22 protein-coding genes and 5 tRNA genes are annotated in these 26248 nt (G+C 71.3%); 14 read left to right on the forward strand and 13 right to left on the reverse strand.

The window, feature by feature from the left end; translation table 11 throughout:
* Positions 1-54 precede the first annotated feature (54 nt).
* Entirely contained in the window at positions 55-960 is a 906-nt protein-coding gene (locus ACFVHO_RS05135) for an alpha/beta fold hydrolase (protein WP_385710384.1), read from the forward strand.
* A 30-nt stretch (positions 961-990) separates the two neighbouring features.
* Here the strand turns inward: ACFVHO_RS05135 and ACFVHO_RS05140 are convergent, their stop codons facing one another.
* Positions 991-1533 carry a hypothetical protein gene (locus ACFVHO_RS05140; protein ID WP_385710386.1) on the reverse strand — a complete coding sequence of 181 codons (543 nt, stop codon included), beginning with the start codon at positions 1531-1533 and terminating at the stop codon, positions 991-993.
* A gap of 40 nt (positions 1534-1573) precedes the next feature.
* A complete protein-coding gene (locus tag ACFVHO_RS05145) occupies positions 1574-2179 on the reverse strand; it encodes a YceI family protein (RefSeq protein ID WP_385710388.1) in 606 nt (201 codons plus the stop codon).
* A 310-nt stretch (positions 2180-2489) separates the two neighbouring features.
* On the opposite strand from ACFVHO_RS05145, the gene ACFVHO_RS05150 reads away from it, so the two are divergent.
* From ACFVHO_RS05150 to ACFVHO_RS05165, 4 genes are all read left to right on the forward strand, one after another.
* A complete protein-coding gene (locus tag ACFVHO_RS05150; protein WP_385710390.1) occupies positions 2490-3029 on the forward strand; it encodes a toxin-antitoxin system HicB family antitoxin in 540 nt (179 codons plus the stop codon).
* Between the two features lie 93 nt (positions 3030-3122).
* A complete protein-coding gene (locus ACFVHO_RS05155; RefSeq protein ID WP_385710392.1) occupies positions 3123-3962 on the forward strand; it encodes a DUF4097 domain-containing protein in 840 nt (279 codons plus the stop codon).
* Between the two features lie 429 nt (positions 3963-4391).
* Positions 4392-5984 (forward strand): acyl-CoA carboxylase subunit beta, encoded by a 1593-nt coding sequence (locus ACFVHO_RS05160; protein ID WP_380847211.1) that lies wholly within the window; start codon positions 4392-4394, stop codon positions 5982-5984.
* 55 nt (positions 5985-6039) lie between these two features.
* Positions 6040-6234, forward strand: coding sequence for an acyl-CoA carboxylase subunit epsilon (locus ACFVHO_RS05165; RefSeq protein WP_385710395.1), 195 nt, complete (start codon positions 6040-6042; stop codon positions 6232-6234).
* 50 nt (positions 6235-6284) lie between these two features.
* Here the strand turns inward: ACFVHO_RS05165 and ACFVHO_RS05170 are convergent, their stop codons facing one another.
* From ACFVHO_RS05170 to ACFVHO_RS05210, 9 genes are all read right to left on the reverse strand, one after another.
* Positions 6285-9263, reverse strand: coding sequence for an NACHT domain-containing protein (locus tag ACFVHO_RS05170; RefSeq protein ID WP_385710397.1), 2979 nt, complete (start codon positions 9261-9263; stop codon positions 6285-6287).
* 91 nt (positions 9264-9354) lie between these two features.
* Positions 9355-9939, reverse strand: a complete 585-nt coding sequence (locus ACFVHO_RS05175) for an ATP/GTP-binding protein (protein ID WP_030361923.1) — start codon at positions 9937-9939, stop codon at positions 9355-9357.
* Complete coding sequence (locus ACFVHO_RS05180; protein ID WP_385710399.1) at positions 9920-10543, reverse strand: DUF742 domain-containing protein; 624 nt, start codon at positions 10541-10543, stop codon at positions 9920-9922. Before ACFVHO_RS05180 ends, ACFVHO_RS05175 begins: the two co-directional genes overlap by 20 nt.
* 62 nt (positions 10544-10605) lie before the next feature.
* Positions 10606-11019, reverse strand: coding sequence for a roadblock/LC7 domain-containing protein (locus ACFVHO_RS05185; RefSeq protein WP_030361925.1), 414 nt, complete (start codon positions 11017-11019; stop codon positions 10606-10608).
* A gap of 10 nt (positions 11020-11029) precedes the next feature.
* Positions 11030-14389, reverse strand: coding sequence for a nitrate- and nitrite sensing domain-containing protein (locus ACFVHO_RS05190; RefSeq protein ID WP_385710401.1), 3360 nt, complete (start codon positions 14387-14389; stop codon positions 11030-11032).
* A gap of 341 nt (positions 14390-14730) precedes the next feature.
* Positions 14731-15333 carry an ATP/GTP-binding protein gene (locus ACFVHO_RS05195; RefSeq protein ID WP_385710403.1) on the reverse strand — a complete coding sequence of 201 codons (603 nt, stop codon included), beginning with the start codon at positions 15331-15333 and terminating at the stop codon, positions 14731-14733.
* Positions 15314-15721 (reverse strand): DUF742 domain-containing protein, encoded by a 408-nt coding sequence (locus ACFVHO_RS05200; protein WP_030361928.1) that lies wholly within the window; start codon positions 15719-15721, stop codon positions 15314-15316. The genes ACFVHO_RS05195 and ACFVHO_RS05200 overlap by 20 nt, the downstream gene beginning before the upstream one ends.
* A gap of 149 nt (positions 15722-15870) precedes the next feature.
* A complete protein-coding gene (locus ACFVHO_RS05205; RefSeq protein WP_030361929.1) occupies positions 15871-16284 on the reverse strand; it encodes a roadblock/LC7 domain-containing protein in 414 nt (137 codons plus the stop codon).
* Between the two features lie 9 nt (positions 16285-16293).
* Complete coding sequence (locus ACFVHO_RS05210; protein WP_385710406.1) at positions 16294-20361, reverse strand: nitrate- and nitrite sensing domain-containing protein; 4068 nt, start codon at positions 20359-20361, stop codon at positions 16294-16296.
* A 589-nt stretch (positions 20362-20950) separates the two neighbouring features.
* On the opposite strand from ACFVHO_RS05210, the gene ACFVHO_RS05215 reads away from it, so the two are divergent.
* The 3 genes from ACFVHO_RS05215 to gltX all read left to right on the forward strand — a co-directional run bounded on the left by ACFVHO_RS05215 (position 20951) and on the right by gltX (position 23487).
* A complete protein-coding gene (locus tag ACFVHO_RS05215) occupies positions 20951-21109 on the forward strand; it encodes a hypothetical protein (protein ID WP_385710644.1) in 159 nt (52 codons plus the stop codon).
* Between the two features lie 109 nt (positions 21110-21218).
* Positions 21219-22016, forward strand: a complete 798-nt coding sequence (locus tag ACFVHO_RS05220; RefSeq protein WP_385710408.1) for a fumarylacetoacetate hydrolase family protein — start codon at positions 21219-21221, stop codon at positions 22014-22016.
* Complete coding sequence (gltX, locus tag ACFVHO_RS05225) at positions 22009-23487, forward strand: glutamate--tRNA ligase (protein WP_385710410.1); 1479 nt, start codon at positions 22009-22011, stop codon at positions 23485-23487. Before ACFVHO_RS05220 ends, gltX begins: the two co-directional genes overlap by 8 nt.
* A gap of 85 nt (positions 23488-23572) precedes the next feature.
* Here the strand turns inward: gltX and ACFVHO_RS05230 are convergent, their stop codons facing one another.
* Entirely contained in the window at positions 23573-23848 is a 276-nt protein-coding gene (locus ACFVHO_RS05230) for a type II toxin-antitoxin system RelE/ParE family toxin (RefSeq protein ID WP_385710412.1), read from the reverse strand.
* A gap of 135 nt (positions 23849-23983) precedes the next feature.
* Here ACFVHO_RS05230 and ACFVHO_RS05235 point away from each other — a divergent pair, with 135 nt between their 5' ends.
* The 6 genes from ACFVHO_RS05235 to ACFVHO_RS05260 all read left to right on the forward strand — a co-directional run bounded on the left by ACFVHO_RS05235 (position 23984) and on the right by ACFVHO_RS05260 (position 25309).
* A complete protein-coding gene (locus ACFVHO_RS05235) occupies positions 23984-24709 on the forward strand; it encodes an HAD family hydrolase (protein WP_385710414.1) in 726 nt (241 codons plus the stop codon).
* An 87-nt stretch (positions 24710-24796) separates the two neighbouring features.
* Positions 24797-24868 (forward strand) — tRNA-Gln (locus tag ACFVHO_RS05240).
* Between the two features lie 41 nt (positions 24869-24909).
* Positions 24910-24982: transfer RNA gene (locus ACFVHO_RS05245), tRNA-Glu, on the forward strand.
* A gap of 62 nt (positions 24983-25044) precedes the next feature.
* Positions 25045-25117: transfer RNA gene (locus ACFVHO_RS05250), tRNA-Glu, on the forward strand.
* Between the two features lie 24 nt (positions 25118-25141).
* Positions 25142-25213 (forward strand) — tRNA-Gln (locus ACFVHO_RS05255).
* A 23-nt stretch (positions 25214-25236) separates the two neighbouring features.
* Positions 25237-25309 (forward strand) — tRNA-Glu (locus ACFVHO_RS05260).
* A gap of 144 nt (positions 25310-25453) precedes the next feature.
* Here the strand turns inward: ACFVHO_RS05260 and ndgR are convergent.
* A complete protein-coding gene (ndgR, locus tag ACFVHO_RS05265) occupies positions 25454-26170 on the reverse strand; it encodes an IclR family transcriptional regulator NdgR (RefSeq protein WP_030361934.1) in 717 nt (238 codons plus the stop codon).
* Positions 26171-26248: the final 78 nt, after the last annotated feature.

The raw sequence follows: 26248 nt of genomic DNA on the forward strand, positions 1-26248 counted from the left end.
GACGCGGCGACGCCACGCGCCCGTCCCGCACCGCCCCACGTCCGGGAGGCCCCGATGCACCACCCCGCCACCGAGCAGTACGTCGACGCGGCCCCCGGAGTGCGCCTGTGGACCGAGCGCCGCGGCTCGCCCGACGCCCCGCCCCTGCTCCTGGTCATGGGCGCCGGGGCCGCCGGCGTCGGCTGGCCGGAGGAGATGGTGGCCGCCCTGGCCGAGCGCCACCACGTCATCCGCTACGACCACCGCGACACGGGCCGCTCGACGGCGGCGTACGCCGAACAGCCCTACCGCGTCGTGGACTTGGCGCAGGACGTGATCGCCGTCCTGGACGGCCTGGAGATCCCGCGGGCGCACCTGGTCGGGCTCTCCCTCGGCGGCATGCTGGCCCAGCTGGTCCTCGCCGACCACCCCGACCGCGTCCTGAGCGCGACGCTCATGGGGACGTGCGCGCTGAGCACCCACCCGTACGTCGCCCCGGACGGCACGTCCACCCCGGCGGCCGAGCTGCCCCCGATCTTCCCCGAGGTCCTCGCGATGTGGGCGCGTCCCGTCGAGGACCAGGGCCTGGAGGCCGAGCTGGACCGTCGCGTGGCGCACTGGCGGGTGCTCGGCGGTGATCAACTCACCTTCGACGAGGGGTACTTCCGAGACCTGGAGCGGCGCGTCGTCGCGCACGCGGGCACGTACGAGGCGTCGATGGCACACGGCCTCGCGGACGACTCGGGGATGCCGCGCACGGAGCGGCTCGCGCGGAACGAGGTCCCGGTCCTGGTGACCGTGGCCCCCGCCGAGCCGGTCTTCCCGCCGCCGCACCCGCAGCACCTCGCCCAGGTCGTGCGCGGCGCCCGCCTGGTGGAGATCCCGGGCATGGGCCACGCCCTGCCACCGGCCGTGCAGGGCCCGTTGGTGACGGCGATCCTGGAGCACACGTCGGCCGCGGCGGCACGCCGGGCCGAGTGAGGGGCGGCCGAAAGGCGCGCCGCGCGCGGGTCAGACGATCGGCGACCTGAGCCCGGGCAGCTCCCAGCGGCCCGAGTGGCCGGGCGGCAGCCCCAAGTCCTCCCGCACCGCGGCGTAGTAGCCCTCGCGGGCCGTCCGCTGGCGGGCGAGGAGGGCCTGCCACGCGTCCGGGTCGTGGGCGCCCGCACGCAGGAACCGCTCCATCTCGATGACGACGACCACCCACGCCCGGGCCCGCTCCACCACCTGCGCCGAGCCCAGCAGGAGCAGCGCCTCGCCCGCCGGGTCGCGCGCGTCGGCGGCCTCGGCGAGGTGCGGCTCGGCCTCCTCGGCGGACAGGGGGTGCGGGTGCGGGTCGTTGCCCTGGTCGGCGGCGATCCGGTAGGTGAGCGTGACGGTCTGCTTCAGCACGCGCGCGTACTCGGTGTACACCGCGAGGCGCCGCTCCTCCCAGCGGGCCTCGCGCTCGCGCCGGAAGCGGACCCGCTCGCCGCGCATCACGGCGACGTACGACCCCATGGCACCGATGACCACGCCTATGAGGGCGGGAAGTTGGGACAGGAAATCGGACACCGCCGAACGGTATCGCGCCGTCCCGCCCGGCGGCCGGGCGTTACGCGGCGTTCTTGATCGCCGAGATGTCGAAGTTGAGCTTGATCTTGTCGGAGACGAGCACGCCGCCGGTCTCCAGGGCCGCGTTCCAGGTCAGGCCCCACTCCGAGCGCAGGATCTGCGCCTTGCCCTCGAAGCCGACGCGCTCGTTGCCGAACGGGTCCTTCGCGGCGCCGTTGAACTCCAGGTCGATGGTCAGCGGCTTGGTGGTGCCGAGGATGGTGAGGTCGCCGGTGATGCGGTAGTCGTCGCCGCCGAGGGCCTCCGCCTTGGTGGAGCGGAAGGTCATCTGCGGGAACTCGTCGGTCTTGAAGAAGTCCGCGCTCTTCAGGTGGCCGTCGCGGTCCGCGTTGCCGGTGTCGATGCTGTCCATCGTGACGTCGAGGGTGGCCGTCGACGCGGCCGGGTCGGCGCCGTCCAGGTGCAGCGTGCCGCTGAACTCCTTGAAGGAGCCCTTGACGTTGGTGACCATCGCGTGCCGGGCGACGAAGCCGATCGACGTGTGCGCCGGGTCGATCGTGTACTCACCCGTCAGCGCGCCCAGTTCCGGGGCGGCCTCGGCGGTCGCGGGGGTGGCGCTGTCGTCCTTGCGGCTGAAGATTCCCATGACGTGCTCCTCGGGGGACGGGCCGGGCCCCGGGCCTTCGGGGGGTGCTGAGCCACGGCCGTGAGTAGTTGAGTGTTCAACGACATTGACTGTAACGCTACTCGGTTCAATATTCAACATAAAGCGGAGTGTGTCGAGGCGATTACGCGTCGAGTGTGCGGGGTGGGGCCGGATGGCGCAGTTCTGATCGGCCGAAGGGGTGATGCGGCGCGAGTGGCGCTATGGGTGGCGCCATGGCGGGCCGGGAGGGATGGCGGTTTTCAGGCGTTAAGAACTTGCCATGGCGCCATTGTGGTGCCAGAATGGTGCCATGAATCTCACGCCGTATGTCGACCAACTCCGGCAGGAGCTCGCGGTCGCCGCAGAGGCCGGTGGTGAGGACGCTCGCGCGATTGCCGAGCGTCTGATCGCGCCGCTGGAGTCGGCCACCCGACTCACCATGCTGAACGTGCTGTCCGCGGCCATGGACGAGATTACCCGAGACCTGGCCCCGGGCTCGGTCGACGTGCGTCTGCGTGGGGGCGATCCGGACTTCGTGGTGACGCCCGCCCCGGCAGGCGAGGGCTTCGACGCGATGCCCATGGACCCGCGCCCGGCCCGGCCCGCCGCGGCCCCGGCGCCCGCCCCCGCGCCCGAGGCGGAGGAGGGCGGCACGGCCCGCATCAACCTCCGGCTGCCGATGCACCTCAAGGCCCAGGCCGAGGAGGCCGCCGCGGCCGAGAGCCTGTCGGTCAACGCCTGGCTGGTCCGCACCGTCGCCGACGCGCTCAAGCAGGGCGACCCGGCGCAGCAGCCCACGCCCCGCGGCCACCAGGGCGCGGGCAACAGCTATACGGGATGGGCGCGTTAGCGGCTCCGCCCCGCCGGCCGTCGGGCCAGGCCCGCACGACGCGTCCGGACGCAAGGCCGGACGACCCATCAGGCTCAGGATGAGGACAGCCCCATGCCAACCTTCGACACCGCCAAGCCCGTCTACGCCTCGGTGATCCTGGAGGTCGGGACGGTGCGGATCACCGCGTCGGACCGCGCCGACACCGTCGTCGACGTACGCCCGAGCACCGAGTCGCGCCCGGCCGACGTGCGCGCCGCCGAGCGCACCCGGGTCGAGTTCGCGAACGGGCGGCTCCTGGTGAAGGGCCCCAAGGAGCGCTCGCTGTTCGGCCGGGGCTCGTCGGTCGACGTGGAGATCGCGCTCCCGGAGGGCTCCCACCTGGACGTCACCACGTCCATGGCCGACTTCGGCACGACCGGGCGCGTCGGGGAGTGCGAGGTGAAGACCTCGGCCGGGGACGTCCGGGTCGAGTGGGCGGGCTCGGCGCGGCTCCACACGGGGTACGGCCAGGTCGTGGTCGACCGCGCGGAGGGCCCTGTCGATGTCACCACCGCGTCCGGCGGGGTCCGGCTCGGTGAGATCGGCGGCGCCGCCGTCATCAAGAACTCCAACGGCCCGACGGAGGTCGGCGAGGTCGTCGGCGACCTGCGCGTGAAGGCCTCCAACGGCACCATCACCGTCGGCCACGCGCTCTCCGACGTCAGCATCAGGACGGCCAACGGCGCCATCGCGGTCGGCGAGGTCGTGCGCGGCAGCGTCGTCGTGGAGACCGGCATGGGCCGCATCGACGTCGGCGTCCGCGAGGGCACCGCCGCCTGGCTCGATGTGCGCACCAAGGCCGGCACCGTGCGGCAGGCGCTCGGCTCCTCCGAGGGGCCCGGCGACTCCGGCGAGACGGTCCAGGTGCGGGGGCGCACGGGGACCGGGGACATCGTGATCCACCGGGCCTGACCGGGGTGCCGCCCCGGCGCGGCGAAGGGTGTGCGGGGCCCTCCGGCGCGCCCCGCACGGGCCGCGCCCGGCCGCCCGCCGGTTGTCGGGCCCCGCCAATTCAGCGAGCCGTCAGCCGGAGTCGGTATCCTCCGTCGGCCGCACGGGTGCCGCGCGCCCGCGCGGGCCTTCCCTCCGGCGTCCTGCGGTGACCGTCACGGGCCGTGACCCGCGACTGCGCAGCGCGTCCGGAGCGGCCCGCTCCGGCTCCTGGTGTGACCTGAGTCTCACTCCCCTCGCTTGTGGAATCCCTACAGCCGAATGGGCCTCTGAGCAGTCACTTCGGCTGCACTCCGGCACGCTTCTGTTCGGGGGTGCCAGGAAAACGGTCCGGAGACTGTGCAGAGTCGACGGTCCGTTTTCCCTCGTGTCCTTCGTAAGGTCGAGAGCATGACCGTTTTGGACGAAGCTGGATCTTCCGCGGGGGAGCCCACCGACGCGCGGGGCCGAGTGGCCGAGTTGGCCGAGATCCGTGCGCAGGCGCTGGCGGGGCCCAGTGAGAAGGCGACCGAGGCGCAGCACGCCAAGGGCAAGCTGACGGCGCGGGAGCGGATCGGTCTCCTCCTCGACGAGGGGTCGTTCCAGGAGGTCGAGCAGCTGCGGCGGCACCGGGCCCAGGGCTTCGGCCTGGAGGCCAAGAAGCCGTACACCGACGGTGTCATCACCGGCTGGGGCACGGTCGAGGGGCGCACGGTCTTCGTGTACGCCCACGACTTCCGGATCTTCGGCGGCGCCCTCGGCGAGGCGCACGCCACCAAGATCCACAAAATCATGGACATGGCCATCGCGGCCGGCGCGCCCCTCGTCTCCCTGAACGACGGCGCGGGCGCCCGCATCCAGGAGGGCGTCTCCGCCCTCGCCGGGTACGGCGGCATCTTCCAGCGCAACACCAAGGCCTCCGGCGTCATCCCGCAGATCTCGGTGATGCTCGGCCCGTGCGCGGGCGGCGCGGCCTACAGCCCCGCCCTGACCGACTTCGTGTTCATGGTCCGCGACACCTCGCAGATGTTCATCACCGGGCCGGACGTCGTCCGCGCGGTGACCGGCGAGGAGATCTCCCAGAACGGCCTGGGCGGCGCGGACGTGCACGCCGAGACGTCGGGCGTCTGCCACTTCGCGTACGACGACGAGGAGACCTGCCTCGCCGAGGTCCGCTACCTCCTCGCGATGCTCCCGCAGAACAACCGCGAGAACCCGCCGGTCGCCCCCTCCGACGACCCCGTCGAGCGCCGCAGCGACGTGCTGCTCGACCTGGTCCCCGCCGACGGCAACCGGCCGTACGACATGACGAAGGTCATCGAGGAACTCGTCGACGACGGCGACTACTTGGAGGTCCACGAGCGCTGGGCGCGCAACATCATCTGCGCCCTGGCCCGGCTCGACGGCCAGGTCGTCGGCATCGTCGCCAACCAGCCGCAGTCCCTCGCGGGCGTCCTGGACATCGAGGCCTCCGAGAAGGCGGCCCGCTTCGTCCAGATGTGCGACGCCTTCAACATCCCGATCGTCACGCTCCTCGACGTCCCCGGCTTCCTGCCCGGCGTCGACCAGGAGCACGGCGGCATCATCCGCCACGGCGCCAAGCTGCTCTACGCCTACTGCAACGCGACCGTGCCCCGGATCTCCCTGATCCTGCGCAAGGCCTACGGCGGCGCGTACATCGTCATGGACAGCCAGTCCATCGGCGCCGACCTGACGTACGCCTGGCCCACCAACGAGATCGCCGTCATGGGCGCCGAGGGCGCGGCCAACGTCATCTTCCGCCGTCAGATCGCCGCCGCCGAGGACCCCGAGGCCATGCGTGCCCGCATGGTCAAGGAGTACAAGGCCGAGCTGATGCACCCGTACTACGCCGCCGAGCGCGGACTCGTCGACGACGTGATCGACCCGGCCGAGACCCGCGCCGTGCTGATCAACTCCCTCGCGATGCTCCGCAACAAGCACGCCGACCTGCCCTCGCGCAAGCACGGCAACCCGCCGCAGTAGCGGCGCACCCCAGACCTTTTCCGTCCGCCGCAGTTCCCACAAGGAGCACACTGCAATGAGCACTCCCGACATCCGCGTCGAGAAGGGCCACGCCGAGCCCGAGGAGGTCGCGGCCCTCACCGCGATCCTGATCGCCCGCGCCGCCGCGCAGCCCGACACCGCCCCCGCCCACCGCGGCCGCGACAAGGCCGGCTGGCGCCGCCTGGAGCGCACCCCGGGCTTCCGCGCCCCGCACAGCTGGCAGGGCTGAGCAACACCGACGTACGGCGGGCCCCGTTTCTCCTTCCCGGAGGGCGGGGCTCAGCCGTTTCCGGGTACGGGGGGCAGGACGCAGTCGCGGAAGGTCGTCTCACACTGCGGGGGGATGGTTGAGTCGAGCAAGGGCGGCCACGCGGTGAGGTCGAAGCCGATGAGATTCAGCTGCTCGAGGTCCGGTGGCAGCGAGTCGAGACCGCGTGGGCGACCGCTGCCGGACAGAGTGAGCCCCGACAGGGGGAAGCCGGTCAGCGGACTCAGGTCGGCGTCGGGAGCGAGCTCACCCAGCTCCAGAATGTCCAGCTTCAGATGGGTGGGAAGCTCAGCCAACGGTGGCAGCGACGCCCAGCTGTTGAGGGCCAGGATGGTCATCTTGTCCAACCCGCCGAGTGCGTCCAGATTCCGCAGGTGGCCCGTCCCGGCCAGATACAGGATGCGCAGCTGTGTCTGGGACCGCAGCGGAGACAGGTCGACATCTCCGCGCAGCTCGTACAGCCACAGTCCCCGGGGCGCAGGCAGCTCATCAAGGCAGCCGAGGCTCCAGGGGAAGGAGTAGTGGACGGTGATCCACCGGTCGTTGCCCAGTCGGGTCGCTGCCGAGAACTGCCCGGGGTGGGTCAGGGGAAGGATGATGTTGTCCAGGGACATGCGCCGCAGTACTTCCTCGGCGAATGCGTCGGCGTCGAAGTGCCCCCAGTAGTCCACCAGGTGCCGCCGGACAGCCATCCGCGAATCCGCGGCGTACGCCGTCAGCCGTGTCAGGGCGGCCTCGCCGCCGATCCGCGCGACGGTGGTGACGGTGGCCAGGGCGGCTGTCTCGCTCAGGCTGTCCAGCGACGACGGCAGACGTGACAGGAGCGGCGCGCCCACCGCTGCCAACGACTCCGCCTCCGACTGCCGCCGCGGCGGCACCAGGCGCGCCACCGCCTCGTCGAGGCGTACCGCCAGGGCGTCCGGCACCGACGGCATCGTCTCCTGGCAGGAGGCCGCGACCAGGCGCAGCGCCCTGGAATGCCGGGGCTCGCGCCCGGCCCGCTCCAGGACGCCGCCCAGCAGCTCCTCCTGCTGGGTGCGGTTGGCGTGGCCCGCCGCCATGACGACCGTCTCGCGCCACAGGTCCAGATGCGCCCGCCCCACCAGATTCCCGATCCGGTCCTCCACGGCCGCCTCGTACGCCGCCAGATACTCCTGGAACGTCCGGTGCACGAAGTCGAGGCGACCCTCGGCGGGGGAGCGGAGCACCCCCGAGCGGTGCAGCAGATGGTCCAGGACGGCGGGCCCGTCGAGGCCGTCCAGGTGCCGCATCGCGGCGAGCTTCGCGGTGACGTGCCCCGCGGCCCGCTCCGCGGCGATCTCCGTGCGGCTGTTGTCGGACAGGCGCCAGGCCAGATCGCGCAGCAGGCACAGCTTGTCGGTCAGGGTCAGGGGCACCGGCAGTTCGCTGCGCACACCCCGGTCGTTGTCCCGCTGCTGCACCAGGACTTCGAGGGTCATGCGGTACAGCTCCATGCGGTTGCGGGGGAGCTGGCCCCGGCGCGCCAGGTGCAGCGCGCACAGCAGCGCCGCGAGCAGCGGGTTCGTCGCCAGGGACTGCAGGTGCGGGCGGTCCTGGAGGTTGGTCACCAGGGAGCGTTCGTAGCGCGGCAGGTCCTCCTCCGCGCAGGACAGGTCGGAGCCGTCCCGCACCGCCTGGTGCCACTGGCGGATGAAGGAGGTCAGGTCGGCCGGGGTCATCCGGGCCAGGTGCAGCGCGGTGAACTCCTCGGCGCGCAGCCAGTCGCTCCGTGCCGCGGCGGGACGGGACGTCACGACGACACGGGAGTCCGGATACTGGTGCAGCAGCCCGCGCAGCCACTCCCGCACCCCCCGCCGCTCACCCGCGAGCAGTTCGTCGACGCCGTCCACGAGGAGCAGCACCCGCCCGTCCGCGAACGCCCGGTGCATCCACCCGGCGGGCATCAGCCCCGTCAGCGGCCCCGCCACCCGGTCCAGCATCGCCTCCGGGGCCGGCGGCCTGCTCCCCGCGTACTGCCGCAGCTTGACCAGGACCGGGATCAGGCCGTTCCACTCGGCGAGGTCCCCGGTGAAGGCGCCGCGCGCCGCCGTCACCGCGAGCCACTGCAGGAGCGTCGTCTTGCCGGACCCCGCCTCGCCGCGCAGCAGCACCCGGGGCGCCTCCCGCAGCGCCGCCTCCACCCGCATGCTGGAGGACCGCTCGGCCTCCCGCGGCTCCCAGTCCTGGGCCGCGGACCGCGGCGCCGGACGCGGCCGGTCCCGGCGACGGGACCCGCCGTCCTCCGAAGTGCGCAGGCTGACGTACGCCACGGACAGCTTGGTGCGCGGCGCGCGGTCGGACGGGCCGAGGCCGAACAGCTCGATCTCGTCCAGGGACTTGCTCACGAGGCTCAGGTACTGGCTGCGGAACGCCTCGTCCTCGCCGGTGCCCTGCGGCGCGTACAGGGACCGGGCCGGTAGGCGCTCAAGGACCTTCTGGAGCTCGTCCGCGAGCGAGGTCGACCGGGCGAGGAGGTCGGTCACGGCGCGCTCGGTGAACACGGGCAGCCTGCGGAGGACCCGGACGTAGCAGTCGCAGCACTCGGCGAGCACGATCTCGTGGAAGCGGGTCTCCACCTCCGAGAAGCCGTCCGGCACCGGCACCGAAGCACGCACCCGCCGGGTCAGCTCGGCCGGATCCGCGTCCGACCCGAGCACGGCCTCGTCGGAGAGGTCGGCGCGGACGAAGGCGTCGGTGACCGCCGTGAGCACCGCCTGGCGGCCGTCCTCGGTGAGCCCGCGGAACTCGTGCTCGAGGAGGGGCTGCACGCGCCCGGCGACGGCGTCCGCGATCTGCTCGAACTGCCGCTCCACACCGCGCCGCGCCCGCAGGCCCGGCACCCGCACCCGGATCAGCTCGCTCATGGACGAGTGGGCCTGCTGGTCGCGCTCCTTGGGGGCGAGCCACAGTCGCACGGCCCTCGTCGCCACCGTGCTCCCCAGCCGTACCGCCGCCGCCTCCGCGCTCATGGACGCAATTGTGGGCGAACACACACACCGGCGGGGCCCGTTCCGGCGAGATCCGGCAAACGGGCCCCGCCCGGCGGGGGTTTCGGCGGCGCTACCGCAGGCGGGCCATCAGCGCGTGCTCGACCAGCGTGATCAGAGCGGACTTCGCGTCGGCGCGGTGGCGGGCGTCCGTCGTGATGATGGGGGTGTCCGGGCCGATCTGCAGGGCCTCGCGGACCTCGTCGGGGGTGTACGGCTGGTGGCCGTCGAAGCCGTTGAGGGCGATGACGAAGGGCAGCCCGGAGTTCTCGAAGTAGTCGACGGCGGGGAAGCAGTCGGCGAGCCGCCTCGTGTCGACCAGGACGACCGCGCCGATGGCGCCACGGACCAAGTCGTCCCACATGAACCAGAAGCGGTCCTGTCCCGGCGTGCCGAACAGGTACAGGATCAGGTCCTGGTCCAGGGTGATGCGACCGAAGTCCATGGCGACGGTGGTCGTCGTCTTGTCCCCGGTGTGGGTGAGGTCGTCGATGCCCGCGGACGCGGACGTCATGACGGCCTCGGTGCGCAGCGGGTTGATCTCAGAGACCGCCCCGACGAACGTGGTCTTGCCCACGCCGAAGCCGCCCGCCACCACGATTTTCGCGCTGGTGGTGGAGCGGGCTGTTGCTCCGCCGCTAGAGCTTGCGAAGTCCACTGAGCACCCTTTCGAGCAGTGTCACGTCTGGCTGGCCGCCGGCGGTCTCGTCGCCGCCGGGCTGATGGATGGCGACAAGTCCGGCCTCCGCCAGGTCGGCGACGAGGATCCGGGCAACGCCGAGGGGGATGGAGAGCAGGGCCGAGATCTCGGCCACCGATTTGATCTCGCGGCACAGGGTGCAGATGCGCTGGTGTTCCGGCAACTGGCCCTGCAGTTGATGCGGTTGTGCGGTGGTGTGCACCAGTGCCTCGATGGCGAGCTGGTACCGGGGCCTGGTGCGGCCGCCCGTCATGGCGTACGGGCGCACCAGAGGGTTGGACGCGGCCGGTGCGGGCGCCGGCTCCGGGGAGCGGCGCTGCGGCTGCACCGGCTGGATCCGGGGTGCGTACGGCTGGTCGTACTGGCTGGGACCGGGCGCCTGGGGGCCCGGCTGCCGGTACTGCGGCTGGCGGCGGTGACTGGGCGCGGAGGGGAAGTTGTACCGGTTCTGCGAACCGTCACCCTGGCCCTGGCCGTGGCCGGAAGGCCAGTTGGCCGAAGACGAACCGTCTGGGGGTGTTGCAGCCACGTACTCCTCCTCCGAAACTGTGCTCGGCACCATCACTGTGGAGCCGCGTCCCGAAACCTTACGACCCCGGGACGCGAATACGCACCGTCTGTCTGTCAGTTGAGCAGGCTCCCCTGAAGCTCCGCGCGCAGGTCCGGAGTGAGGACGGTGCCCGCGCGGTCGACGAGAAGTGCCATCTCGTACCCAATGAGACCGATGTCCGCCTCTGGGTGGGCGAGTACGGCGAGGGACGATCCGTCGGAGATGGACATGATGAAGAGAAATCCTCGCTCCATCTCCACAACGGTCTGGGTCACAGAGCCGCCCTCGAAGATCCGGGAGGCCCCGGCGGTGAGGGAGGTCAGGCCCGACGCGACGGCCGCGAGCTGATCGGCTCGGTCGCGCGGGAAACCTTCGGACATCGCCAGAAGGAGTCCGTCGGCGGAGACCACCACGGTGTGGGACACCCCGGGGGTGTTGTCCACGAAGTTGGTGATCAACCAGTTCAGGTTCTGCGCCGCCTGGCTCATCGGGCTCACACTAACGCTCCTGGTTGTAGGTGCTATCAGGGCTGAAGCCCTGGCCATTCGTGTCACTGCCCGCGCTGCGGCCCCGCTGGACGCCGCGGCGCAGGTTGCTCAGCCTGCCCCGTACTTCCTCGGGGTCGCGGGAGACCTGGGGGCCGCCCTGCGGGGTCTGCTCCGCGGTGCCCTCGACCAGGTTGGCCTTGGGCACCCGCCGCGGGAGGCCGGACGAGGTGACCCCGCCCGCCTTGGGCTCCCGCAGCTGCTCGGCGCGCTGCCAGCGGTCGTCGTTGGACGAACGCCAGCCGGAGCTCTGCTGCTCGTCCTGCTGGGCGTCGCCCCGCAGGTCACCGTCGTGGCTGTCGCCGCTCGGGCTCTCCGGGCGCTGCGCGGCGGGGGCGGCACCGTTGCCGTTCGCCGCCGCGCTGCCGCGGCGCGGAAGGCCCGCGTCGGTCAGTTCGTGGGCGGCGGACGGAGCCGGCGGCGCCGACGCGGCAGGTCCCGGACGGTCGAAGCCTACGCGCTCGCGCTCACCCTCGTCAGTCGCCGACGCGGGTTCCGCTTCGGGAGCGTACTCGTCCTGGTACCCGTCCTGGTAGCCGTCCCGCAACGGCCAGTCGTCCTGGTGGGAACGCTCGGGGTAGGTGGCGAACGGCTCCTGCGCACCGCCCGTACGAGCGTCGTGACCGGCCTGGCCGGACTCCGTATAGGCGGCGTCCTGGTAGCCGTCCTGCGTCGTGTAGTACGACTCGTCGTACGCCTGCGCGCCCTGGTCGTAGCTCTGCCGCGCGTCGTAGCCGGACTGGTCCTGGTCGTATCCGGGCATCTGCTGCCCGTCGTACGAAGCCTGCGCGGAGTCGTACGCGGAGTGCTGGTCGTCGTACGCCGGGTGCTGGACCGCCCCGTCGGCCCCGGTGGCCCCGCCCTGCTGGTCCGGATAGTCGTAGCCGGACGGCTGCCCGTACGTCTCCTGACCGCCCTGGACCTCGTCCCGGAACAGCGGGCGCTCGGCGGCGGGCTGGGCGGGCTGGCCCGTGTGGGTCTGTGCCTCGAGGGCGGCGCGGCGCTCCTCGCGCATCAACGAGCGGCCCACGGGGTCGAGTTGCCCGCCCGCGGCGCTCGCGTCGGTGCCGTCGGCGTGGTAGCGGCTGTCGTCGAAGCCCAGCTCGGCGGCCGTGCGCAGCGGCTCGACCTCGGGGACCTGCTGCTCCGGGATGATCGAGGAGACGGTGAACTCGGAGTCGTGCCCCTGCAGTTCGCCACCGCCACCGTGGGTGATGTTGTCCGGAAGCATGACGAGCGAGGTGGTGCCCGCCTGCTCGCCCGAGGGGCGCAGCTGGACCCGGATGCCGTGCCGGTCGGAGAGCCGGCCGACCACGAACAGGCCCATCCGCTGGGAGATCGCGGCGTCCACGGTCGGCGGGTTGGCGAGGCGGTGGTTGATGTCCGCGAAGTCCTCGGCGGTCAGGCCGATGCCCTTGTCGTGGATCTCGACCATCACGCGGCCGTCCGGGAGCCGGGTCGCGGTGACCTTGACCTTGGTCTGCGGCGAGGAGAACGCCGTGGCGTTCTCGAGGAGCTCGGCGAGCAGGTGCACGAGGTCGGTCACGGCCAGGCCGTGGATCTCGGCCTCCGGGACGCCCGAGAGCTCGATGCGCTCGTACTGCTCCACCTCGGAGGAGGCGGCGCGCAGCACGTCGACCAGCGGCACCGGCTGGTCCCAGCGGCGGCCGGGCTCCTCGCCGGAGAGGACCAGGAGGTTCTCGCCGTTGCGGCGCATACGGGTCGCGAGGTGGTCCAGGCGGAAGAGGGACTCCAGCTGGTCCGGGTCGGCCTCGTTGTTCTCCAGGTCGGTGATGAGGGTCAGCTGGCCCTCGATCAGGGACTGGTTGCGGCGCGAGAGGTTGGTGAAGATCGCGTTGATGTTGCCGCGAAGGAGGGCCTGCTCGGCGGCGAGCCGGACGGCCTCGCGGTGCACCTGGTCGAAGGCGCGGGCGACCTCGCCGATCTCGTCGGTGGACGTGATCGGGATGGGCTGCACCCGGGTGTCGACCCGGCCCGGGTCGGTGCGCGAGAGCTGGTCGACGAGCATCGGCAGGCGCTGCTCGGCGATGCCGAAGGCGGCGGTGCGCAGGCTGCGCATCGAGCGGCTCATCTGGCGGGCCATGAGGCCGGCCAGGATGAAGGCGGCGAGCAGCGCGACCACGACGACGGCGCCGGTGATGAAGGCGTCGGTCTTGGCATTGTCGGCGATGTCGGACGCCTCGGTCACGGCCTTGTCCGCGAGGTCCGCCTCGATGGCGCGGTAGGCGTCGAACTTCAGGCTGGTGGCGTTCCACAGGGCGGGGGCGGTGACGCCCTTGCCCGCGAGGGCGACGAGCGCGCTCGGCTGGGTGGAGGGCAGGGCAGAGATGAGGGCGACGGACTTCTCGCCGCTCGGCATCGGCACGTACTTCTTGCCCTGGGCGCGCGCCGCGGCCGCGGCCTCCTCGGACTGCTTCTCGCCCGCGGCGGTCAGCTTCTTCTTCGCGTCGTCCAGCTTGCGCACGTCCTGGGGCGTGCCGCCGCCGGTGTACTCCTGGATCGCGATGTTCTCCAGGTACACGTACGAGGAGAAGGCGATCTTCTGCCGGGACAGGTCGGACTGGGTCGGACCCGGCTTCGTGAGGATGTGGGTGCCGATGGAGCGCTGCAGCGAAAGTGCCGCCTTGGCCAGCGACACCGCGTAGACGGTGCGGCCGTAGGAGGTGATGTTTCCGGTGCCGAGGCCCAGCTCGTTGGCGAACTCCATCAGCGGGTGCTGGATGCCGACGTAGGCCTCTTCGGTCTGCACGCCGGGGAGCTTGCTGGTGTACGCGGCCTCGCGCAGGCCCTCCAGCTTCGGCTCCACCTTGCGGAAGCCGTCCAGACGGCGCTGGAGGCCCTCCTTGTCCGGCATGTCCTTCGCGGCGTCGTCGAACGCGGCCGCGGCGGCGTCGGTGGCCTTGCGGGCCTTGACGACGGCCGGGTTGTCCTTCTTGCCCTTGAGCAGCGGCGCGGCGGAGATGTCGCGCTCCTCGATGAGGCGGTTGCCGTAGTCGAGGGAGGCGCGCACCAGACGGGCGGTGGCCTCGGCGTCGCGGGCCTCGTCCCAGGTGTCGATGGCGCCCTTCACCTGGAAGCCGCCCATGACCAGGCCGACGAGCACGGGTATGAGGAGGATCGCGTTCAGGCGGGTCGGCACGCGCCAGTTCCTGGGCGACATCCGACCGCCGGAGGCGGCCTGCGGCTCACTGCCGGGCACGTCCGCGGCGGGTGCCGCGGCGCGCGGCGGCGGGGTGAAGTTGCCCCGCGTGTCCCGGTCCGGGGATGCGGGGCTCGTCTTGCTTCGCCTCACTCGACCAACAACCTCTCGGCGGCGGCTCCCGCGCTGGTGCCGCTGTCGTCTCCAAAGGCCCGTGCTACTGGGCAGTTCAGCGCATTCCAGCACGTCAGGCAGTGCTCTTCCAAACAGTAGGAAAGAACAGTTCCGAGTGGTGTAAGCCTCAGATAAATCGGTCATAAAGAGCGAGCCCCGCCAAAAGGCGGGGCTCTTGTGAGCACAGCGAGACCACCCGACCGCGAGGTGTGGCGGGGTCAGTGCAATTCTCTGTCGAAACGTTATGAACACGGCAGCCGTCCGTGTCAAAGGACACAGATCGTTCCGTGTGCTCTACGGCAACTTCCGTATGCCCTCGCCTACTTGAGACGTGCCATCAGTGCGTGCTCAACCAGTGTGATCAGGCCACTCTTTGCGTCCGCACGGTGCCGGGCGTCGGTGGTGATGATGGGCGTGCCCGGTCCGATCTGCAGTGCTTCGCGCACTTCGTCGGGAGTGTACGGCTGGTGGCCGTCGAAGCCGTTGAGGGCGATGACGAAGGGCAGACCCGAGTTCTCGAAGTAGTCCACAGCCGGGAAACAGTCGGCCAGACGCCGGGTGTCGACGAGCACGACGGCGCCGATCGCGCCGCGCACCAGGTCGTCCCACATGAACCAGAAGCGGTCCTGCCCCGGCGTGCCGAACAGGTACAGGATCAGATCCTGGTCGAGCGTGATACGGCCGAAATCCATCGCCACCGTCGTGGTGGTCTTGTCACCGGTGTGCGTGAGGTCGTCGATGCCCGCGGACGCGGACGTCATCACGGCCTCGGTGCGCAGCGGGTTGATCTCCGAGACCGCGCCCACGAACGTGGTCTTGCCCACGCCGAAGCCGCCCGCCACCACGATCTTGGCGGACGTGGTGGACCGGCCACCGGCGTCGGAGCCCGCGAAGTCGCCCCCGTTAGAGCTTGCGAAGTCCACTGAGCACCCTTTCGAGCAGTGTCACGTCGGGCTGGCCGCCGGCGTTCTCGTCGCCGCCGGGCTGGTGGATGGCGACGAGCCCGGCCTCGGCCAGGTCGGCGACGAGGATGCGGGCCACACCGAGCGGCATGGAGAGCAGCGCGGAGACCTCGGCCACCGACTTGACCTCACGGCACAGATGGCAGATCCGCTGGTGCTCGGGGAGCAGCCCCATCAGCTGGGCCGGGTCGGCCGTGGTGCTCACCAGCGCCTCTATCGCGAGCTGGTAGCGGGGCCGGGTCCGGCCGCCGGTCATCGCGTACGGACGCACCAGCGGCTGGTCGCCCTCAACTCCGTACCCGGCATGGGCTGCGCCGTACGGGTCGTGAGAGGCGGTGGGCGGGTTCATGGATCCTCCGGGCGGGACAGCAGTTGTCTGCGTTCCGTCTGACAGAGCCGGGTGGGGGCATGACTGGCCGGACGGTGAGTCGGTACGTTCGGGCGGCTCGCTCGGACGGTGGGGCGGCCGGGCGAGGGCGGGCGGGCCGTGGGGGAGGCCTAGTGGAGCAGGCTGCCCTGGAGTTCGGCGCGCAGGTCCGGGGTGAGGACGGTGCCCGCGCGGTCGACGAGGAGGGCCATCTCGTAGCCGACGAGGCCGATGTCGCACTCGGGGTGCGCGAGGACCGCGAGCGACGAACCGTCGGAGACGGACATGATGAACAGGAAGCCGCGCTCCATCTCCACCACGGTCTGCGTGACCGCGCCGCCCTCGAAGATCCGGGAGGCCCCGGCGGTGAGGGAGGTCAGGCCGGAGGCGACGGCCGCGAGCTGGTCGGCGCGGTCGCGCGGAAAGCCCTCGGACATCGCGAGAAGCAGGCCGTCGGCGGAGACCACGACCGTGTGGGACACCCCGGGGGTGTTGTCCACGAAGTTGGTGATCAACCAGTTCAGGTTCTGTGCCGCCTGGCTCATCGGACTCAACTAACGCTCCTGCTGGTGAGTGGGGAAACTGCCGGTCTGGCCGGTACCGGCCTGGCGACCCTGCTGGATGCCCCGACGGAGATTGGTCAGCCGGCCGCGCACGTCGTCGGGCGCGCGGGAGACCTGCGGGCCCGCGCTCTCCTGAGCCTGCTGTGCGGTGCCCGCCACGAGGTTCGCCCGTGGCACCCGGCGCGGCAGCCCGGAAGTGGTGACGCCGCCCGCGGAAGGCTGCCGGACGCGCTCGGCCTGGCGGCCCAGTTCGTCGTTCGGCGATGTACGCCAAGCGGTGTTGCTGGTGTTGCCGGTGGTGCTGCTCGTGTTGCCGTTGCCCGCGGTCGGAGCCGCGGCCGGTGCCGGGGAGCCGCCCGGACGCTGGGGCAGCGGAGGCGTGCCGGGACCGCCCGCGCGGCCCTGGTCGGGCGCCGGGCGCTGCGGCAGCTGCTGCTCGCGGCGCGGCAGCGGCTGCTGGGCGCCGCCCGCGTCGGGACGGCGGACCGGCTCCGGACGCCGACCGGGCTCGGAGCCGTTGCCGCGCTGCGGGGCCTGCGGCTGCTGCGGCTGCTGGGAACGGCGCGGCTGCGGACGCTGCGGCAGCCCCGGGTGGCGCTGCTCGGACTGCCGGTTCCGCTCGGCCTGCTGCTGCGCCTGGGCCTGCTGGGCCTGGGCCTGGCGCTCTTCCTGCGCCTGGCGCTCCTGCTCGGCCTGCTCCTGGGCCTGCTGGGAGAACCAGTTGGTCTCCAGCGTGTCGTACAGCGGCGTACGCCCGTCCAGCGGTCCGGACGCGGGCGGCAGGGCCTCCGGCTCGGACTGCTGCGGCGCCTGCTGCTGCGGCGCCTGCGGCGACTGCGGCAACTGGGCCTGCGGGCGCTGCGGGGCGGGCGGCTGCTGGCCCTGGGGCTGCTGCGGGGCGCCCTGGCGGTCGCCGCGCTGGCCCTCGCCCGGACCCTGGCCGCGGCGCGGGGCGGGCGGACGCGGCACGGAGAACTCGCCGGTGCCGTGCGGGGCCTGGCCGCCCTGGCCGCCCTGCGGGGCACCCTGGGCGGGGCTGCCGAAGACGTCGGAGCGCATGAACTCGCCGGTGCCCTGCCCGCCCGGGGCCTGGGCGGCGCCGTTCTGGCCGGACGTGCCCGGGGGCGGGCCGTCGAAGTCGGGGCGGTCGAACTGCGCGGTGGAGCCGGGGCCCTGGCGGTCGTCGAGGCCCGCGGGGACCGCGAACTGACCGGTGGACTCGGGCTCCTCGTGGCCGCGCGGGGCGTCGAACGGCTCCCGGGACACCTGCGGCTGGGCGTTCTCGTCGCTCCAACTGGGCGTACGGGGCTGGGGGTTGCCGCCCGGCAGCTCGGCGCGCGGGGCGTTGCCACGCTGACCGGTGCCCGGCCGCGGCGGCAACTGCGGCCGACGGCCCTGCTCGCCGCCCGCGTCGTTCGTACGCTGCTGGGGCACGGGAGGCTGCGCCGCGCCCGCACCGGGGCGGCTGCCCTGGGAGAAGCCGCTGCGGCCGCCCTGCGGGGCCTGGGGGCTCTGCGGCAGCTGCGGCGCCTGCGGACGCTGCGCGCCGGAGGGGCCGTTCGGCGCCGGGGGACCGGCGAGCCCCGCGGGACCACCCGCGCCCGCGCCCCCGCCGGGCCCGGACGCACCGGCCCCCGCGAGACCGCCCGGCGCCACCGGGGACCCGGCCGACGGGCCCTGGTTGCCGCGTGCGGGCAGTGCCGCGCGCGGTCCCGGACCGGAGGACACCTGGCCGCGCTGCGCGCTCGCGCCGGGGCCGACCTGGCCGCCACGGGCACGTGCGGCACCGCTGAGACCGGCCGCCACACCACCGCCACGCCGGGCGGCGGCGGCACCCGCGGCCGCCTGGGCCGCGGCCGGACCGCCGGTCGGGGCGGGCGCGCCCGCCTTGCTCGGGACCTTCTTGCCGCCCTGGGCGACGTCGACGGGCAGCATGACCAGCGCGGTCGTACCACCGGAGTCGGAGGGGCGCAGCTGGATGCGGATGCCGTGGCGCTGCGAGAGGCGGCCGACCACGAACAGACCCATGCGGCGGGAGACGGAGACGTCCACGGTGGGCGGCGACGCGAGCCGCTCGTTGATCGCGGCGAGGTCCTCGGGGGAGAGGCCGATGCCGGTGTCGTGGATCTCGATGAGCACGCGGCCGTCGGGCAGCGCGTGACCGGTCACCTTGACCTTGGTCTGCGGCGAGGAGAACGACGTCGCGTTCTCGAGCAGCTCGGCGAGGAGGTGCACGAGGTCGTTGACGACGCGTCCGGCGACCTCGGTCGAGGGCACGGCGGACAGCTCGATGCGCTCGTACTGCTCCACCTCGGACGCGGCGGCGCGGAGCACGTCGACGAGCGGCACGGGCCGGGTCCAGCGGCGGCCGGGCTCTTCACCGGCGAGCACGAGGAGGTTCTCGCCGTTACGGCGCATGCGGGTCGCGAGGTGGTCGAGCTTGAACAGCGAGGACAGCTGGTCCGGGTCGGCCTCGCGGGACTCCAGCTCGGAGATGAGCGAGAGCTGGCGCTGGATGAGGCCCTGGGAGCGGCGCGAGAGGTTGGTGAACATCGCGTTGACGTTGCCCCGCAGCAGGGCCTGCTCGGCGGCGAGGCGGACGGCCTCGCGGTGCACGTCGTCGAAGGCCGCGGCCACCTGGCCGATCTCGTCCCGGGAGTGCACACCGACCGACTCCACGGACGTGTCGACGTCCTGCGGGTCGGACTCGGAGAGCTGCTTGACCAGCTCGGGCAGGCGGTCCTGGGCGACCTTGGTGGCGGTGTCCTGCAGTCGCCGCAGCGAGCGGATCATGGACCGGGCCACGACGAAGGCGCCGACGAGCGAGACGCCGAGCACGAGCAGGATGAGCGCACCGTTGAGGATCGCCTGCTGCTCGGACTCGTTCCGGAGCGAACGGGCCTTCTGCTCCATCTCGTCGAGCAGCGTCAGCTCGATCTTCGACATCTCCGAGATCTTGGTGGAGTCGGAGTCCACCCAGTCCTTGTAGGAGCGCTTGCCGCGGAGCTTGATGCCGCCTTCCTGCTCCAGAACGCGCTTGGCGTAGGAGTTGGCGGCCTGGATGGAGGCGTTGCCCGAGCTGATGGGCTTCAGGAGCTTCTCGGAGTCACCGGAGTAGATCCGGTTGAACGACTGGAGCTCCGAGGCCTCCTTGTCGAGGGCGGAGAAGGCGTAGCGGCGGTCGGTCTCGGAGAGCTTGCCGAACTCGCGGTTGTTCGCGGGGAGCGCGGCCGCGATGATCGCGCGCTGCACGGACGCGTACTCCTTGGCGGAGGAGAACGCGGACAGCGCACGGGTGCGCTGGATCATGTCCGGGTTGCTGGTCGCCTGCGCCATGTCCTCGGAGAGTGCGAGGAGCTGCTCGATGAGCTGGCTGTAGGCGTCGACCGTCTGCGAGACGGACTTCTCGTCGGCGTACGCGTTGCGGCGCACGTCGTTGATCTTCTGCAGCTGCTGGGTGATCTGGATGGTGCTCTGGCGGACGCCGAGCAGACCCTTGTCGTTGTCGCTGTCGTCCAGCTGCTGGGTGCCGCGCAGGAAGTTGCGGTAGGCGCGGTCCGTCTTGACCCGGGTGCCCTTGACGACGAAGTCCGAGTCCTTCGCGCCGTGCGCGAGGGGACCGGCCGACTGGTCGCGCTCCTCCTGGAGCGCCGCGGCCAGCTCGGTGGCCTGCTTGGTCATGTCGGTGAGCAGCTTCATGTTGTCGAGCTGCTCGATCTCGTCGAGGGACGAGTTGATACGCAGCGCGCCCAGCGAGGTCGCGGCGATGACGGGGAGCGCGAGGAGCGAGACCAGACGCGTGGAGATGCGCCAGTTGCGCAGGGCTATTCGCGGGCCGGGACCCGGGGGTGTCTTGGACCCCTTCGGCAGCGCTCCGCCCGCGGCCGGGCCGGAAGGGCCCGCACCGCCGTCACCGGACTGCACCTGTCCCGGGTTCTGGGCGTGCTGGGCCGAGGAGCCGCGGTCACTTCCGCCGCGCTCCGGCTCCGCCGAAGCATCCCCTCGGCCGCGACCGGCCTGGGGAGACCCCTTGCCATCCCTCTTGAAACGTCCCTGCACTAGCGTCGCAACCTCTGGACCAGGCGTCCTGCCGCGTGGACGGCGGGACGGTGTCGGCGTCTCGGGGCGCCAGGCACCCCTTGGTGGTCGTGAGACCGGCGCTGCTCTCCCCCTTCCCGCCGCCACTCGGCGCTGCGTTGCGCCCCTGTGCGCCGGTTCGATCCCGCGGCGGTCCCGGGAATTCCAGCACAGTGCAGGATCTCCAACAAGGCCCGTGTGTCAGCCCATGAACTCCGTGACACCACGTGATTGGCGCGTTACGAGACGTAGAAAGTGAAGTCTCCCATAACGGACTTTCCCGTACGAGAGCGTCGGGCGCGGCGGGTGTCCCAGTCTTCATGATCAGGAGCGGAATGAGCGCTTCAGGCGGGCAATGTCCGTTTTCAATGGTTGGACCGCTAGCCGGAATTGACCCTTTTGCCCACTACTAAGTGAGCAAACTCACATGAAGATCATGGCCTCTTCTGGACTTTGGTCGGGAATTGCATGTTTAGCCTGACGCTTTACAGGGATGGCGAAACCGACAACCGGCGTCCATCGAGCGACGCCCCAACCGACAGGGTCGAAACGGCAGATGAAGTCCACGTTGATGTTCCGCAACATAGCCAACCCGCGCCGCACCACCCTCGCGCACCTCAAGGATGCCGACGACGTGCAGGCCGCGACGGAGCAGCCGGAACACACCACGGAACTGCCGGCCCAGACCGCCAACCCCAAGCGCACCACCCTCATGGACGTGCCGCAGTAGCCGACCACTCGGCGCCCGGGTGACGAGCGGCGCGGCGGCGACAAAGAGGACAGGGGCGAAGCCCCATAGACTCGACGCGTCACACTCCACCCAGAAGCAAGGGGCCCCGTTGCGCATCGCCAGATTCTCCATCGACGGCAATGTCGCCTTCGGCGCGGTCGAGGGCGAGGCTCCCCCCGGAAGCACCGAGGGGCTCGTCCTCGACATCATCAAGGGCATTCCGTTCGCCGACTTCGAGCTCTCCGGCACGAAGGTCCCGCTGAACAAGGTCCGCCTGCTCCCGCCGGTCCTTCCCAACAAGATCGTGGGCATCGGCCGCAACTACGCGGACCACGCCCGGGAGCTCGGCAACGAGATCCCGGACACCCCGGTCGCCTTCTTCAAGCCGTCCACCTCCGTGTGCGGCCCCGGCGACCCCGTCGAGTACCCCTCGTTCTCGCAGGAAGTGCACTACGAGGCCGAGCTGGCCGTGGTCATCGGCCGGATGTGCCGCGAGGTGCCGCGCGAGCGCGTCGCCGACGTCATCCTCGGCTACACCTGCGCCAACGACGTCACCGCGCGGGACGTGCAGAAGCGCGAGAACCAGTGGTCGCGTGCCAAGGGCTTCGACACCTCCTGCCCGCTCGGCCCCTGGGTGGAGACCGACATCGACCTGGCCCGCGCCGCCGACCTGACCGTGCAGTGCACGGTCAACGGCGAGCAGCGCCAGCTGGGTCGCACCGCGGACATGATCCGTCCCATCGAGGACCTCATCGTCCACATCACCGAGGCCATGACGCTGCTCCCCGGCGACGTGATCCTCACGGGCACCCCGGCAGGGGTCGGCCCCCTCAACGTCGGCGACGAGGTCGCCGTCACCATCGAAGGCATCGGCACTCTCACCAACAAGGTGATCAAGCGTGGCTAACGCGACCCCCGTACGCGTACGTTTCTGTCCCTCGCCGACCGGCAACCCCCACGTGGGCCTGGTCCGCACCGCCCTGTTCAACTGGGCCTACGCCCGGCACAACGAGGGCACCCTGGTCTTCCGCATCGAGGACACCGACGCGGCCCGTGACTCCGAGGAGTCCTACGAGCAGCTCCTCGACTCGATGCGCTGGCTGGGCTTCGACTGGGACGAGGGCCCCGAGGTCGGCGGCCCGCACGCGCCGTACCGGCAGTCGCAGCGCATGGACATCTACAAGGACGTCGCGACCAAGCTCCTCGACGGCGGCTACGCCTACCCCTGCTACTGCACCACCGAGGAGCTGGACGCCCGCCGCGAGGCCGCCCGCGCCGCCGGCAAGCCGTCGGGCTACGACGGCCACTGCCGCGACCTGACCGCCGAGCAGAAGCAGGCGTACGAGGCCGAGGGCCGCAGCCACATCGTGCGCTTCCGGATGCCCGACGAGGCCACCACCTTCACCGACCTGGTGCGCGGCGAGATCACCGTCCAGGCCGAGAACGTCACCGACTACGGCATCGTGCGTGCCAACGGCGCCCCGCTGTACACGCTGGTCAACCCGGTCGACGACGCCCTGATGGAGATCACCCACGTCCTGCGCGGCGAGGACCTGCTCTCCTCGACCCCGCGCCAGATCGCCCTCTACAAGGCGCTGATCGAGCTCGGCATCGCGAAGACGATCCCCGAGTTCGGCCACCTCCCGTACGTGATGGGCGAGGGCAACAAGAAGCTCTCCAAGCGCGACCCCCAGGCCTCGCTCAACCTCTACCGCGAGCGTGGCTTCCTGCCCGAGGGCCTGCTGAACTACCTGTCCCTCCTGGGCTGGTCGTTCTCCGCGGACCAGGACGTCTTCTCGATCCCCGACATGGTCGCCAAGTTCGACCTCGCGGACGTGAACGCCAACCCGGCCCGCTTCGACCTGAAGAAGGCCGAGGCGATCAACGCCGACCACGTCCGGATGCTGGACGTGAAGGCCTTCGCCGAGGCCTGCGCCCCCTGGCTCAAGGCCCCGCACGCCCCCTGGGCGCCGGACGCCTTCGACCAGGAGAAGTGGGACGCGATCGCGCCGCACGCCCAGACCCGGCTGAAGGTCCTCTCCGAGATCACCGACAACGTCGACTTCCTGTTCCTGCCGGAGCCGGTCTTCGACGAGGCGTCCTGGACGAAGGCGATGAAGGAGGGCAGCGACGCCCTGCTCCGCACGGCCCGCGAGAAGCTGGACGCGGCCGACTGGACCTCGGCGGAGTCCCTCAAGGAGGCCGTCCTGGCCGCCGGCGAGGCCCACGGCCTGAAGCTCGGCAAGGCGCAGGCCCCGGTCCGCGTCGCCGTCACCGGCCGCACGGTCGGCCTGCCGCTCTTCGAGTCCCTGGAGATCCTGGGCAAGGAGACGGCCCTGGCCCGCGTGGACGCGGCCCTGGCGAAGCTCGCCGCGTAACCGCGCAGGTACGTCACGTACGAAGGGCCCGGGAGCCGACACGGCTTCCGGGCCCTTCGCGTCGCCACTGCGCCGACTCCGACGGCTAGTCCTCGTCGACGAGATAGTGGCTCTCGTCGAAGATCTCAAGGACGACGATCACCATGATTGCGCCGGCCACCATGTACTCCAGCACGACCCCGGGAGCCACGTATGCCTTGCGCAGGTGTTCGTCAGGCCCGAGCTGGGCGGTCGCCGTCTTGTGGTACGGGTCACGGGCCAGCACGCGCAATGCCTTGTCCAACTGAGCCTGGCGCTCGTCGGGCAGGCCGTCGTACGCCGCGCGGGCCTCAACGGTGAACTGGACGCGGTACTCGCTCATGGGTGGGGCTCGATCCCTCGCTCGTCGGTCCGTCCACGCTACGGTACGGGCGGCGCGCGCAGCACCCGGTTCCTGGCAACGTCCGACGTCGCACGCTGTCGACCAAGAAGGTCCGCGCGGCCTACTGTCGGACTCATGGCGATCAAAGCGGTGGTCTGGGACATCGACGACACGATCTTCGACTACGCGCGCGCCGACACCGAGGGCATACGCGCCCACCTCGTCGCCGAGGGCCTCCTGGCCAGGTACGGCACCGCCGAGGACGCCCTCGCGCTGTGGAAGGAGACCACCGAGCGCCACTGGGGCCGCTTCGGTGCCGGCGAGGTCGACTTCGAGACGCAGCGCCGCGACCGGGTGCGTGACTTCGTGGGCGCCGCGCTCGACGACACCGAGGCCGACGCCTGGTTCGCCCGCTACCGCGTGCACTACGAAGCCGCCTGGACCCTCTTCCCGGACACCCTGCCGACCCTGGACGCCCTCTCCGGCCGCTACCGGCACGCGGTCCTCTCCAACTCCGCGCACGTCGTGCAGGACCACAAGCTCCGCACCCTCGGCGTCCGCGACCGCTTCGAGGCCCTCCTGTGCGCCGCCGACCTGGGCGTTTCCAAGCCCGCGGCGGAGGCGTTCCACGCCGTGTGCGCCGAGCTCGACCTCGCGCCCGCGGAGATCGCCTACGTCGGCGACCAGCCGGAGATCGACGCCCGCGGGGCGCGCGACGCGGGCCTGCTCGGCATCTGGCTCGACCGCAACGGCTCGGCCCAGGAAGGCCCGTCGGGCATCCACCGCATCGGCGGCCTCGCCGAGCTGCCCGCGCTGTTGCTGGCCGATACCCGTTTTGGAGCGCCGTCCACCTTCGGGTAATGTTCTTCCTGCGCCGCCCGAGAGGGCCGAAAGGTCCGGCCGGGAAGCGCAAGTCAAACAAAGCCCCCGCAGGGGGTTGCGCTTTGATGGCCTATGGTGTAATTGGCAGCACGACGGTTTCTGGTTCCGTTAGTCTAGGTTCGAGTCCTGGTAGGCCAGCTCGCAGAGCTCATCTGCAACCGCGGATCACGATCCGCAAAGCCCCCGTTGTGTAGCGGCCTAGCACGCTGCCCTCTCAAGGCAGTAGCGCCGGTTCGAATCCGGTCGGGGGTACAGATCCTTCCCGTGAGGACAGTCAGGGTCGCACCCGCTGACCTCAATGCAGGATCGCTAGGGCCCCCGTTGTGTAGCGGCCTAGCACGCCGCCCTCTCAAGGCGGTAGCGCCGGTTCGAATCCGGTCGGGGGTACTGTGGTCTGGTCTAGACCACCTATGGGCTATGGTGTAATTGGCAACACGAAGGTTTCTGGTTCCTTTGTTCTAGGTTCGAGTCCTGGTAGCCCAGCGCAGTAACAGCAACATCAGCAAGCCCCCGTTGTGTAGCGGCCTAGCACGCCGCCCTCTCAAGGCGGTAGCGCCGGTTCGAATCCGGTCGGGGGTACGCGAAGAAGAAGCCCTCCCCAGTCGGGGAGGGCTTCTTCGTGTTCGGATGCGTGACACGTGTTCGGATGTGCGACACCCCCCAACTCCCGCCCGCCGCTGCGGCGTTGGAGCCGCGGGCCGGAGATGAGGGGTGGTGGTCGTGTCAGCTGGTGCGGCGCAGCGCCTCGGAGAGGCGGCCGGCCGCGTCGATGACGGCCTGGGCGTGCATCCGGCCCGGGTGCCGCGTCAGCCGCTCGATCGGTCCGGAGACCGAGACGGCCGCCACCACCCGGTTCGACGGACCGCGCACCGGCGCCGACACCGACGCCACCCCCGGCTCCCGCTCACCGATCGACTGCGCCCAGCCCCGGCGGCGCACACCCGACAGGGCCGTCGCCGTGAACCGCGCGCCCTGCAGGCCCCGGTGCAGCCGCTCCGGCTCCTCCCAGGCCATCAGGATCTGCGCCGACGAACCCGCCTTCATCGTGAGCGTCGAACCGACCGGCACCGTGTCCCGAAGGCCCGAAAGGCGCTCCGCCGCGGCCACGCAGATCCGCATGTCGCCCTGGCGGCGATACAGCTGCGCGCTCTCGCCCGTCACGTCCCGCAGATGCGTGAGCACCGGACCGGCCGTCGCGAGCAGACGGTCCTCGCCCGCCGCCGCGGCCAGCTCGGCCAGGCGCGGGCCCAGAATGAAACGGCCCTGCATGTCTCGCGCCACCATCCGGTGGTGTTCCAGAGCCACGGCCAGGCGATGGGCCGTGGGTCGTGCGAGCCCGGTGGCCGCGACCAACCCGGCAAGGGTGGCGGGACCGGACTCCAGGGCGCTCAGGACAAGGGCTGCCTTGTCGAGAACGCCTACGCCGCTAGAGTTGTCCATGAAACGATACTCGCGTCTCACTCTGTGAAACGCAAGTTCAAAAATCCCAGGAACCCGCCACTCTGTAGGAGCGGTCCG

The organism is Streptomyces sp. NPDC127108, assembly GCF_042677545.1.
Lineage (GTDB): Bacteria > Actinomycetota > Actinomycetes > Streptomycetales > Streptomycetaceae > Streptomyces.